Origin of the sequence: Candidatus Accumulibacter phosphatis, assembly GCF_000024165.1 — a bacterium.
In the GTDB taxonomy this organism is placed as follows: Bacteria; Pseudomonadota; Gammaproteobacteria; order Burkholderiales; family Rhodocyclaceae; genus Accumulibacter; species Accumulibacter phosphatis.
On the sequence record NC_013194.1, the window covers coordinates 2,824,249 to 2,836,156 of the forward strand.

General features: G+C 64.8%; 11 protein-coding genes. 6 read left to right on the top strand and 5 right to left on the bottom strand.

Annotation, left to right across the window (positions count from 1 at the left end; all coding sequences use genetic code 11):
* Window positions 1-21 precede the first annotated feature (21 nt).
* Complete coding sequence (locus tag CAP2UW1_RS12250) at window positions 22-252, top strand: hypothetical protein (protein ID WP_015766929.1); 231 nt, start codon at window positions 22-24, stop codon at window positions 250-252.
* Here the strand turns inward: CAP2UW1_RS12250 and folK are convergent.
* The 4 genes from folK to hda all read right to left on the bottom strand — a co-directional run bounded on the left by folK (window position 246) and on the right by hda (window position 3,648).
* Window positions 246-770 carry a 2-amino-4-hydroxy-6-hydroxymethyldihydropteridine diphosphokinase gene (gene folK, locus CAP2UW1_RS12255; protein WP_015766930.1) on the bottom strand — a complete coding sequence of 175 codons (525 nt, stop codon included), beginning with the start codon at window positions 768-770 and terminating at the stop codon, window positions 246-248. The genes CAP2UW1_RS12250 and folK overlap by 7 nt on opposite strands.
* 99 nt (window positions 771-869) lie before the next feature.
* Window positions 870-2,216 (bottom strand): polynucleotide adenylyltransferase PcnB, encoded by a 1,347-nt coding sequence (gene pcnB / locus CAP2UW1_RS12260; RefSeq protein WP_015766931.1) that lies wholly within the window; start codon window positions 2,214-2,216, stop codon window positions 870-872.
* An 88-nt stretch (window positions 2,217-2,304) separates the two neighbouring features.
* Window positions 2,305-2,970, bottom strand: a complete 666-nt coding sequence (locus tag CAP2UW1_RS12265) for a histidinol-phosphatase (protein WP_015766932.1) — start codon at window positions 2,968-2,970, stop codon at window positions 2,305-2,307.
* 21 nt (window positions 2,971-2,991) lie between these two features.
* Window positions 2,992-3,648 carry a DnaA regulatory inactivator Hda gene (gene hda / locus CAP2UW1_RS12270; RefSeq protein ID WP_015766933.1) on the bottom strand — a complete coding sequence of 219 codons (657 nt, stop codon included), beginning with the start codon at window positions 3,646-3,648 and terminating at the stop codon, window positions 2,992-2,994.
* 146 nt (window positions 3,649-3,794) lie between these two features.
* Here hda and purM point away from each other — a divergent pair, with 146 nt between their 5' ends.
* Window positions 3,795-4,832, top strand: coding sequence for a phosphoribosylformylglycinamidine cyclo-ligase (purM, locus tag CAP2UW1_RS12275; protein ID WP_015766934.1), 1,038 nt, complete (start codon window positions 3,795-3,797; stop codon window positions 4,830-4,832).
* Window positions 4,833-4,916: 84 nt separating this feature from the next.
* Here the strand turns inward: purM and CAP2UW1_RS12280 are convergent, their stop codons facing one another.
* The gene (locus tag CAP2UW1_RS12280; protein WP_015766935.1) at window positions 4,917-5,252 is read right to left on the bottom strand and encodes a hypothetical protein; all 336 of its coding nucleotides are present in this window, start codon (window positions 5,250-5,252) and stop codon (window positions 4,917-4,919) included.
* A 345-nt stretch (window positions 5,253-5,597) separates the two neighbouring features.
* On the opposite strand from CAP2UW1_RS12280, the gene CAP2UW1_RS12285 reads away from it, so the two are divergent.
* From CAP2UW1_RS12285 to CAP2UW1_RS12295, 4 genes are all read left to right on the top strand, one after another.
* Window positions 5,598-6,818 carry an efflux RND transporter periplasmic adaptor subunit gene (locus CAP2UW1_RS12285; RefSeq protein WP_015766936.1) on the top strand — a complete coding sequence of 407 codons (1,221 nt, stop codon included), beginning with the start codon at window positions 5,598-5,600 and terminating at the stop codon, window positions 6,816-6,818.
* A complete protein-coding gene (locus CAP2UW1_RS12290; protein ID WP_015766937.1) occupies window positions 6,815-9,895 on the top strand; it encodes an efflux RND transporter permease subunit in 3,081 nt (1,026 codons plus the stop codon). Before CAP2UW1_RS12285 ends, CAP2UW1_RS12290 begins: the two co-directional genes overlap by 4 nt.
* A 551-nt stretch (window positions 9,896-10,446) precedes the next feature.
* Window positions 10,447-10,581: a hypothetical protein gene (locus tag CAP2UW1_RS26120; protein ID WP_291910803.1), complete on the top strand. Its 135-nt coding sequence runs from the start codon at window positions 10,447-10,449 to the stop codon at window positions 10,579-10,581.
* Between the two features lie 392 nt (window positions 10,582-10,973).
* Window positions 10,974-11,861: an alpha/beta fold hydrolase gene (locus tag CAP2UW1_RS12295; protein ID WP_015766939.1), complete on the top strand. Its 888-nt coding sequence runs from the start codon at window positions 10,974-10,976 to the stop codon at window positions 11,859-11,861.
* Window positions 11,862-11,908: the final 47 nt, after the last annotated feature.

An 11,908-nucleotide genomic window follows, 5' to 3' on the forward strand; every position in this document is an offset into this window, starting at 1 on the left:
TGTGACCTGTCGGAGAACCCCATGAAAACTCTTGTCCTTGCTCTGCTTGCCGCTGCCGGTGTGGCTGGCTGCGTCGTTGTTCCCGCTGAACCGGCGCTCGTTGTCGCCCCTCCGCGTGCCTACATCAATCCACCGCCGGTGGTGGTCGTCCCGGGAGGGCAGTACTACGGCTACGGCCGAGGCTACGGCTACGGCCGTGGTTATCGCCATGGCTACGGCTATGGGCCTCCCCGCTACCGTCCTTACTATTGAGTCGGCACTCTTTCGATGCGTTGCATGCTCACCGCCGGTAGCCAGGCCGCGGCGCTGCCGCGACCCGGGATGTGGCAGTGCGGCGCGATCTCGAGCAAGGGCGCGATGACGAAGGCGCGCAAGTGCATGCGCGGGTGCGGCAGGCTCAGCCGTGGGCTATCGACGATGAGTTGATCGTAGAGCAGCAGGTCGAGGTCGAGGGTGCGCGGTGCCTGGTGGAACTCGCGGCGACGACCAAAGCGGCGTTCGACCGAGAACAGCGCATCGAGAAGTCGCAGCGGTGCCAGTTCGGTCGTCAGGGCGGCGACGGCATTGATGAAATCGGGCTGGCCGCGGATTCCCACCGGCGCCGTGCGGTAAAGCGAGGACAGGTACAGCAGACGGGATTCGGGTACGCCGGCGAGCGCATCGCCCGCCGCGCGCACTTGCGCCAACGGGTCGTCGAGGTTGGCCCCGAGAGCGACGAAAGCCAGGTGTGACGAACTAGCCACGTTGGACCATCGGCGCGTACCTGGCATCTGCAGCCGCCGGACCGGTAGGCTGTCTGGCTGCCGGGCAGCGAGCGGCGCGTTGCCCGCGCCCGTTTCCCGGACCTGCGGTAACGTCCTTGCCGCGATTCATTCAGGGAGGTTCGGCGCGCTGTCCGCTGGCGGGCGCCGACGCCGCCGGCGCTTTCTGGCTTCGCCAGGCGGCGGCAGCAGCATGGCGGCACGCCCCTCGTCACTGGCGTGCAGGAAATCCGTCCACCACGCACCGACCGCCTGATCGACTTCACCGGACTCGGCGCGCAGCAGCAGGAAGTCGTAGCCGGCCTTGAAACGTGGCTGCTGGAGAACGCCGTAGGGCCGTTTGCCGGAACGTTGCTCGAAGCGCGGCTGCAGTGCCCAGATATCCTTGATGTCACCGACAATCCGACGGGTGATCGCGAGCTTCTCGGCCTGCACGTCAAGGACTTCGTCCATTGCCTGGAAGAGGGCAGGGATGACCGGCTCGCCGCGACGCTTCAGCAGTTCCCACTTGACGAGCACCTCGTTCCACAGCAGGGTGGCAAAGAGGAAGCCGGGGGAAATCGGCTTGCCGGCGCCGACGCGCGCATCGGTGGACTCGAGAGCCAGCATGACGAAGCGTTCGCCGAGCGGCTGGTCGAGAATGACATCGAGCAGCGGCAGCAGGCCGTGGTGCAAACCCTCTTCGCGCAGGCGCGTGACGCAGCGTACCGCGTGCCCGGAGGTGAGCAGCTTGAGCATCTCGTCGAACAGTCGCGAAGGCGGCACGTTCTCGATCAGGTCGGTCATCTCGCGGATCGGTCGGCTGGCTTCGGGATCGATCATCAGGCCCAGCTTGGCGGCCAGACGGACGGCGCGCAACATGCGCACCGGGTCTTCACGATAACGCGTCTTGGGGTCGCCGATCATGCGCAGGGTCTTCTGCTTCAGGTCGGCGACACCATGGTGGTAATCGATGATGGTCTCGGCAGTCGGATCGTAGTACAGCGCGTTCACCGTGAAGTCGCGCCGCGCCGCATCCTCGGCCTGGCTGCCGAAGACGTTGTCGCGCAGGACACGGCCCTGGTCGTCGGTCTGCGCCTTGTTGCCGCCCTGTTCGCCGTGGTGACCGCGGAAAGTGGTCACTTCGATGGTTTCCACGCCCATGTTGACGTGTACGATCTGGAAGCGACGACCGATGATGCGCGAGCGCCGAAAACACTGCCTGACCTGTTCCGGCGTGGCATTGGTGGCGACGTCGAAGTCCTTCGGTACCAGACCAGCCAGCAGGTCGCGCACGGCACCGCCGACGACGTAGGCCTGATAGCCGCCCTCCTGCAAGGTCTCGATCGTGCGCCGACAGCCACGACTGATCTGCTCCCGCTGCAGACCGTGCTGGGCAGCGCCGATCACCGCCGGCTGACTGGGGCTGCCGGTACCTTTTCGTCCGAGGACGCGGGATATGAACTTGCGGATCATCGCTGGTGGCTCGTGGCTCGTCGTGCGCTATAGGCGCGGCATGATAGCGGATATTGCGCCGGCCGGCAGCGCTCCCTTCGCCATGCGCTCAAGCGAGGAGGCTGATGACCGGCCAACCGGCCGCTTCGGCGTGCGTGCGCAGGGTCGGGTCCGGGTCGACGGCGACCGGGTTGCTGACCCGGGAAAGGAGCGGCAGGTCGTTTTGTGAGTCGCTGTAGAACCAGGAACGCTCGAAGCTGCTCCACCAGAGTCCCATCGCCTCGAGCCAGGCCTCGACACGGAGGATCTTGCCTTCGCGGAAGGAAGGTATGCCGCGCGGCCGACCGGTGAATTGGCCGTTCTCCTGCGCCGGGATGGTGGCGATCAGATGCGCGATGCCGAACTCACGCACGGTCGAGGAGGTGACGAAGCTGTTGGTGGCGGTGACCACGGCGCACAGAGCGCCGCTGTCGAGGTGCTCGCGCACGAGTGCGCGTGCCTTGTGGCTGACGATCGGCAGAATGTGCCTGGCCATGAACTCCTGATGCCAGGCGTCGAGCAGGTGGCGTGGGTAGCGCGCCAGAGGCTGCAACTGAAAATCGAGGAAGACATCGATATCGAGGGTGCCGGCCTTGTACTGCTCGTAGAATTCGAGGTTCCTCGCTTCATACAGTTCGCGATCGAGAACCCCCTTGTTGATCAGGAACTGCGCCCATTCGAAGTCGCTGTCGCCGCTGATCAGTGTGTTGTCGAGGTCGAAAAGGACAAGATCCATCGTTTGCTTCTTTCCGGCAGGTCAGAAATCCAGGGATGACTGCAGAACCTCGCGCAGCAGCGGCAGCGTGATCGGCCGCTTGTGCTCGAGCGAGTAACGGTCGATAGCGATGAGCAGGGCCGTCAGGCTGCGCATGTCGCGCGGCGCGCGCGCGAAAAGGTAGTTGAAGGCCTCGGCCGGCAGGACCAGCCCACGCGCGCGCGCCTGTTCGGCCAGCGCGGCCAGCTTCTCCGGATCGCTCAGTGGCTGTAGCCGGTAGACCAGACCGCTACCCAGTCGGGTGCGCAGGTCTTCGCGCAGGGCGAGGCGCAAGGGCGGGACGCTGGCCGCCACCAGTAGCCGGCCACCATCGGCGCGCAGGCGGTTGATCAGGTTGAAAGCGGCGACCTGTCCGCTCGCGTCGAGCGCTTCGATGTTGTCGATCGCGTGCAACGTGTCTTGCAGGTCGACAGCCGCCAAGCCGGGGTCCTGCCGAGCATCGCTGTAGCTGGCCTGGCTGGCCTGCAACAGATGCGACTTGCCGGCACCGGCCTCGCCCCAGAGGAAGAATACGGGTTCGCGATTGACTGGCGCCAGCCAGGACGCCAGTCCGGTCAGCGCTTCCGCGTTGCTGCCGGTGACATAGTTGTCGAGGCTGGGTGGCACTTCCGGCAGCAGGTCGAGGATCAACTGGCGCATCAAGAGAGGCTTCGACCTCCGGCGCTGACGCTGCGATCAGCGCGCGCAGGAGGCTTTTCGGATAAGATTCGGGATCGCAGGCGATCGGGGTGGACCATTCTACCACTGCGCAGCATTCGCCAGCCTTGCTTGGGACGCCCTACCAGATGACTCAGGAATCTCTCTCCTATCGCGATGCCGGTGTGGACATCGACGCCGGCGATCAACTCGTTGAACGCATCAAGCCGCTCGCCAGGAAAACGATGCGCGAAGGTGTCCTCGCCGGTATCGGCGGTTTTGGCGCCCTGTTCGAAGTGCCCGGCAGGTACCGTCAGCCCGTCCTCGTCTCCGGTACCGACGGCGTCGGCACGAAGCTGAAGTTGGCGTTCCAGTTGCGACAGCACGACACGATCGGTATCGATCTCGTGGCAATGAGCGTCAACGACATCCTCGTCCAGGGTGCCGAGCCGCTGTTCTTTCTTGACTATTTTGCCTGCGGCAGGCTGGACGTCGACGTCGCCACCGATGTCGTCAAGGGCATCGCCAGAGGCTGCGAATTGGCCGGCTGCGCGCTGATCGGCGGCGAAACGGCCGAAATGCCCGGGATGTATCCCGACGGCGAGTACGATCTGGCCGGCTTTGCCGTCGGCGTCGTCGAGAAGGCGGCAATCATCGACGGGTCGACGATCGTCCCGGGTGACGTTGTCCTCGGCCTGCCGTCGTCGGGTGCGCATTCAAACGGTTACTCGCTGGTGCGCAAGATCATCGCCCGCGCGCAGCCGGATCTGGGTCTGGCCTTCGACGGCGAGCGGACCCTCGGCGATGCGATCATGGCGCCGACGCGCATCTACGTGCAGCCGCTGCTGGCGTTGCTGCGGGCGCTACCGGTCAAGGGCATGGCGCACATCACGGGCGGCGGCCTGACCGGCAACGTACCCCGCATCCTGCCGGCGCACGTCAGGGCGGAGATCGTCCAGGCGGCATGGCCGCGTCCCAAGCTGTTCGAGTGGCTGCAGCGCGAAGGCGGCGTTGCCGAGAGCGAAATGCACCGCGTCTTCAACTGCGGCATCGGCATGGTCGTCGTCGTTTCCCGCGAGTGCGTGCAGCAGGCGATGCAAGTCCTGCGCGACGCCGGCGAACCGGCCCTGGTGATCGGCAGCATCAAGGTCCGTCGCGAGGACGAAGCACCGACCACTGTCGTGTAAGCTACGACGCCGCTGGCGCGTCCTCTGCCTTGTGGCTCGAGCGGGGCAACCGGCCGGCACGCGCGTAACCCGGCGGGGCGCGCGTCACACCTTGATGTTGATGCCGCCTTCCCCGGGCGTTTGCCGGCGACCTTTGCGAGAGCGCGTGTCGAGCAGGACCGGCCGTTTTTCGGACCGGCGCTCGGCCTGTCGGCGCTCGCCGGTCACCGGCGTACTCTGCGGCGGAGCCAGTGGTCCGGCCGGGGGTCGTGGCGGCCGGCGCGCGGGTTGATCACCGGGAAGAGCCGGTTCACCCTGCGCGGAGGCCGATAGCTCGTTGCCCAATCTGCCGGAAGCGCCGACCGGTTCGGCTTTCCTGCCGACGTCGAGATCCTTGTTCAGGTTGGTCACAGGCGGAATTGCTTCCGCGGGAATCCTCATCGTCCAGTTCCCTTTCAGGCGCGTGCCATGCGGTGTAACCCGTCGACTCCTCGACGACGAACCGCTCCAGATCGGCTTGAATTGCCACTCTAGCACTCCCTCATTGGAAGATAAACCATTTCTTACCAATGGCTTGCTGGTTCCCGGTGCGTGTCGGCGGGCAACCGACACGCTGATCGCGCACCTCACCCTGGCAGCCTTTTCGCTCACGCCGGCGAGCAGCCAGATGAATCAGGGTTTCCGATTCGCTCTGGCTTCGGTACACTCCGCTGCCTGCCCGGTCCCTGGGCTCACCCGTTGCAAATCGCCTTTACTTGCCCGCTGCGGCGGGGGATTCGGATCATCATGCCGAGCAGGAAAAATCGCCTTGTGTTGTTGGCCGTCGTCGCTGCCGGCCTGATCGGGCTTGGCTACTTCGCGTACACGAGCTTTCGCGAGCCGGGCGGCGCGCTCCTGCCGGCGGCGCCCGGTGGTGCTGGCAAGCCGGCGGCGGCCGGCGGCCCGCCCGGTGGTTTTCCGACCCCCGTCGAAACCGCCCGGGTCCTCGCCGCCGAACTCGCGGTCGAGGCGACGGCAGTCGGTTCGCTGCGCTCCAACGAGTCGGTCATCCTGCGGCCGGAGACGCCAGGCCGCATCGCCTCGATCAATTTTCGCGACGGCGTCGCCGTCGGCAAGGGCGCCCTGCTGATCGCTCTCGATGCCGCGACGCAGTCGGCCGAACTCGATCAGGCCAAGGCCAGCCTGGGCTTGGCGCAAGCCAATCATCAGCGCAATCAGGACCTCTTCGCGAGGAAGTTCATCAGCCGCCAGGCGCTCGACAACACGCAGGCTGGACTGAAAGTGCAGGAAGCTGCCGTTGCCGTGGCGCAGGCCAGGTTCGAAAAGATGCATATCCGCGCCCCCTTCTCGGGAATCGTCGGCATACGCAATGTCAGTGTCGGCGACTATGTCAAGGAAGGACAGGAACTCGTCAATCTCGAGGACATCAGCACGCTGAAGATCGATTTTCGCCTGCCCGAGTCCTATCTGACCCAGCTTCGCCCCGGGCAGCGGCTCGAGGTGGCCAGCGACGCTATACCGGGCCAGCTTTTTCCGGCCGTGCTCGATGCGATCAATCCGCTGGTCGAGGCGGGCGGCCGAGCCATTTCCTTGCGGGCGCACTTGCCGAATGCCGAGGGTCGGCTGCGCCCCGGCCTGTTCGTGCGGGTTCGCCTGATCTTCGAGCAGCGCAACAACGTGCTGCTGATTCCGGAGCAGGCGGTGGTGCCGGACAGCAAGGCGCCCTACGTCTATCGCCTCGTCGACGGCAAGGCGAAGCGCGCACCGATCAAGACCGGCCTGCGCCGCGACGGTCAGGTGGAAGTCATCGAGGGCCTGAGCGCTGGTGACGAGGTGGTCATCGCCGGTCAACTGAAGCTGCGCGACGGTGCGGCGGTGCGCGCAGCGGGGCAGGGCGGTGCGCCAGGGGCGCCACCACTTCCCCCCCCTGAGGGCGCGCCGCCCGGTGCCGACAAGGCGGTGGCGACCGACGGCAAGGCAGCGACCCCGGCGGGACCGGGGAAATGAAGATCTCCGATCTGTGCATCCGTCGTCCGGTCTTCGCGACGGTACTCTCGTTGTCGATCATGCTGGTCGGTCTGGTTTCCTACACCCGACTACCGGTGCGCGAGTATCCCAAGATCGATGAGCCGGTGGTGACCGTTGACACGACCTATCGCGGCGCCTCCGCGGAGATCGTCGAGTCGCAGATCAGCAAGCCGCTCGAGGACTCGCTCGCCGGCATCGAGGGGGTGGACGTGATCACCTCGATCTCGCGCCAGGAGAACAGCCAGATTTCGGTGCGCTTCAAGCTGGAACGCAACCCCGACTCGGCGGCATCGGATGTGCGCGACCGCGTCTCGCGCGTGCGCAACAAGCTACCGACCGACATCGACGAACCGGTCATCGCCAAGGTCGAGGCCGACGCCAACCCGATCATCTGGATCGCCTTTTCCTCCGACCAGCACTCGGCGCTCGAAGTCACCGACGTGGCCAACCGGATCGTCAAGCCACGCCTGCAGACGCTGCCTGGTGCCGCCGACGTGCGCGTCTTCGGCGAGCGGAAGTTTGCAATGCGCATCTGGCTCGATCGCGACCGGCTCGCCGCCTTCAACCTGACGGCACAGGATGTCGAGGACGCGCTGCGCCGGCAGAACGTCGAAGTGCCGGCTGGCCGAATCGAAAGTCAGAGTCGCGAGTTCTCCGTCGTCGCCCGCACCGATCTCACCGAGCCGGCGCAGTTTGCCGAGATCATCGTCAAGCAGGCGACCGACGCCAAGGGCAGCTACCCGGTGCGCATCGCCGACCTCGGCCGGGTCGAGATCGGCGCCGCTTCCGAGCGCAGCAGCGTACGCTTCAACGGGCGGCCGGCAGTCGCCCTCGGCGTCATCAAGCAGGCGACGGCGAATCCGCTCGAACTCTCGCGGGCGCTGCGTGGCGAACTACCGAAGGTGATCAGCGAACTGCCGCAGGGAATGCGGGCCAGCATCGCCTATGACTCGTCGGTATTCATCGATCGCTCGATCGACGCCGTGTTCAAGACCATCGGTGAAGCGATGGCGCTGGTCCTGCTGATCATCTTCCTCTTTCTCCGCAACTTCCGGGCGACGCTGATCCCGTTGGTGACGATCCCGGTATCGCTGATCGGTGCGTTCACCCTGATGCTGGTGCTCGGCTTCACGATCAACACGCTGACGCTGCTGGCCCTCGTGCTGGCCATCGGCCTCGTCGTTGATGACGCGATCGTCGTCCTCGAAAACATTTTCCGGCACATCGAGGAGGGCATGCCACGGCGGCAAGCGGCCTTCCAGGGCGCGCAGGAGATCGGCTTCGCCGTCGTCGCGATGACCATCACGCTGGCGGCCGTGTATGCGCCGGTCGCTTTCATGACCGGGCGGACCGGCAAGCTTTTCGTCGAGTTCGCGCTGACCCTGGCTGGCGCCGTGCTGGTCTCGGGCTTCGTCGCGCTGACCCTGTCACCGATGATGTGCTCACTACTCCTCAAACACGAGACCCGCCACGGCAAGGCCTACGTGTGGGTGGAAAACGCCCTGAACCGGCTGACAAGCGGCTATCGCCGCGTTTTGACCGCGGCGCTCGCGCGCCGCTGGCTGGTCATGCTGGCCTTTGCCGTGGTGGCGGCGGCAAACGTCGTCCTCCTCGGCGCGCTGAAATCCGAACTGGCGCCGATCGAGGATCGCGGCGTCATTCTCGGCGTCTTCCTTGGTCCGGAGGGCGCGACTCTCGACTACACCGACAAGTATGCGAGGCAACTCGAGAGCATCTACGCCAATACCAAGGATGTCGAACGCTACTTCGTCGTCGCCGGCAACCCGACCGTCAGCCAGGGTATCTCCTTCATCGGCCTCAGCGATTGGCAGGAACGCCAGCGCAACAGTGGAGCCGTGGTCAAGGAACTGTTCCCGAAGTTCATGGGGATTCCCGGCGTTCTGGCCTTCCCGGTCCTGCCTCCCTCACTGGGGCAGAGCCCGCGTGAGCGGCCGATCAACTTCGTCATCGTCACCTCGGCGTCGTACGCTGAGCTGGACCGGATGACCAGCAAGATCCTCGAAGAAGTCGCGAAGAATTCGGGCTTCACCAACGTCGATACCGACCTCAAGCTGAACAAGCCGGAATTGTCGATCATCGTCAACCGCGACAAGTCTTCCGACACCGGCGTCCAGATCGAAACCGTCGGCCGGACGCTCGAGACCATGCTCGGTGGTCGTCAGGTGACTCGCTTCAAGCGTGAGGGCGAGCAGTACGACGTGATCGTGCAGGTAGCGAACGCCGATCGGGCAACGCCTTCCGATATCCGCGACATCTTCGTTCGCGCCCGGGACGGCAGCATGATCCCGCTGGCCAATCTGCTCACCGTTGACGAGTCGGTCAGCCCACGTGAGCTCAACCACTTCGCGCAACGGCGCGCGGTCACCATTACCGCCAACCTGGCTCCCGGCTACGCCATGGGCGAAGCTCTCAAGTTCCTCGAGGAGGCCGCCGGACGCGTTCTGCCGCCGGGCTATGCCATCGACTACGCCGGCCAGTCGCGCGAGTTCAGGCTTTCGTCATCGTCGCTGGCGCTGACTTTCGTGCTCGCGCTGGCCTTCATCTATCTGGTGCTGGCCGCCCAGTTCGAGAGTTTCCGCGATCCCTTCATCATCATGCTGACCGTGCCGCTGTCGATGACCGGCGCGCTGCTGGCGCTACTGCTTAGCGGCGGCACGCTCAACGTCTACAGCCAGATCGGCCTGGTGACACTGGTCGGCCTGATCACCAAGCACGGCATCCTCATCGTCGAGTTTGCCAACCAGTTGCAGGAACAGGGACGTGCGATCAAACAGGCCGTGATCGACGCTTCCGAGTTGCGTCTGCGGCCTATCCTGATGACCACCGGCGCGATGGTGCTCGGGGCGATTCCCCTGGCGTTGGCCCGTGGTGCCGGCGCCGAGAGCCGCCAGCAGATCGGCTGGGTCATCGTCGGCGGCCTGCTGCTCGGCACCTTGTTCACACTGTTCGTCGTACCGACGGTCTATACGCTGCTGGCCAAGCGCACGAAAAGAGAGGTGTCCGACGAGCGAAATGCCCACCAGATCACCGATTGAGCCGTCGCGCATTACCCCTTCACGGCGTAGCAAATCCGTCCGACGATCAATAGCCGGCCGCGGAGAGTTCCACTGGCTGGCTCAGTGGGGCAGTTCCTTGGGATTCCTGAGTGCAGACCGGGTGCGTCATCCCCTGGACTTTACATAATACAAATTATGCGTACTTAACGGCGAGATGTGGCGGGTCGCCTGGGATCGGCTCTTGCGCCACGCTAACCGGAGGGCCAGCCAAAAATCCCTCAGGCGTCGGCCGCGGGCATCGCCCGTTCGATGATCCCCAGCCAATCGTTGCCAGAGGCAAGCTACCGTACTGCCAGTGGCCTGGACTAGCATGGCGTACGAGCAGACTCGCCAGCAGACCGAGCGCCAGGCGATCGGCCGGACTGCGCGCAGAAAACCACCGATCCTTCACCGCCGACCAGTCGCACCTGAGGGCGGTGACATGACGATCGAGGGCTGCATTGCCGCTGCACGCCTGCGCCATTTCGGCGAAGTGAACTTCGAGGATCTCAGGGGCCTCATGCACCGAGCGCAGCACGTCCAGGCACTTGATGTTCCCGCTGCCTTCCCAGATCGCGTTGACCGGTGACTCACGGAACAGCCGCGGCATCGGCGAGTACGAAGAACTTGTGACCGAGCAGTTCGTAGGCCTGACCCCGCTGATCGCCGTTTCCATCAGCGCATGATAGGCGGGATGAAAGCGCACCAGATCGGTTCGGTGACCGAATCGATCGTGAGTATCCAGTATGAAGCCTTGTTAAAGTATGCCAGTAAAGGTTAATGCTAATGCAGATTGTGACGTTTGGCTCGTTGAACTCGGCTGTCGGTCGCAAGCCCGGGCCAAACTCCTGCAGCGCGCCAAGGACAACTTTATAACCCTTGTTATATAAGTTATCTCAAGGCTATATCTCATCCTTTACATCACTCCAGCAGGGCGAACGATCAGCTCCCGAGGGTTGCGCACGCGCGCTTTTCCAGGCCTCCAGGATCCATTCAGTGGTAAATTACAGGGCTACGCGGGTCGCTGCCGACAGCCGCCTTCGCCCGCCTTCCCCCACCTTAGATCCGGTGTTCGCCGATGCCGCAGATTACCGCCAACCAACTGCAAATCGAGTACGAAATTTTCGGCGACGGGCCGTCAGCGCCGGCCATCCTGCTGATCATGGGACTCGGCGCGCAACTGAGTCGCTGGAACGTCGAACTCTGCGAGGCCCTCGTGGACCGCGGTTACCGCGTGATCCGCTTCGACAACCGCGATTGCGGTCTGTCGAGCAAACTCGACGAGGCAGGCGTACCTGATGTCGGCAAATCGCTGCGTACGGGCCAGCCACTGCTGGCTCCTTACACCCTCGAAGACATGGCGGCTGACAGCGTCGGCCTGCTCGACGCGCTGGCCATCGAGCAGGCACACATCGTCGGCGCGTCGATGGGCGGAGCGATCGCGCAGATCGTTGCCGCACTTTATCCGCAGCGGGTTTTGTCGCTGACCTGCATCATGACTACCAGTGGCCATCCCGACCTGCCGCCACCGACGCGCGCGGCTTCCCAGGCGCTGTTTGCGCCTCTGCCGGCGGCGCGTGACAAGGAGAGTCTGGTCGAGGACGCCATCAGGCGCCAGTTGGCGGTCGCCAGCCCCGATTTCCCGAGCTGTCCGCAGCGTCTGCGCGACCTGATCACCGAAGAGCATGAGCGCGCCTTCCACCCGCGCGGCGTTACCCGCCAACTGGCGGCTTTTCTCGCCAGCGATCATCGCCGCGAGATGCTGCAAACGATCCGTGCGCCAACCCTCGTGCTGCACGGGGCCGAGGACCCCCTGATTCCGGTCGCCTGCGGCCACGATGTGGCCGCGCACATCCCCGGTGCGGAGATCAAAGTGATCGAGGGAATGGGGCATGACCTACCCCTGGCCTTGACCGACGTGTTCGCCGATGCGATCGCCGCCGTGGCGCAGCGTGCCGGGCGCTGAGTTGACCGGCGAGCGGCAGGTTCCAGCATTCGCCGCGGCGGCCTGCC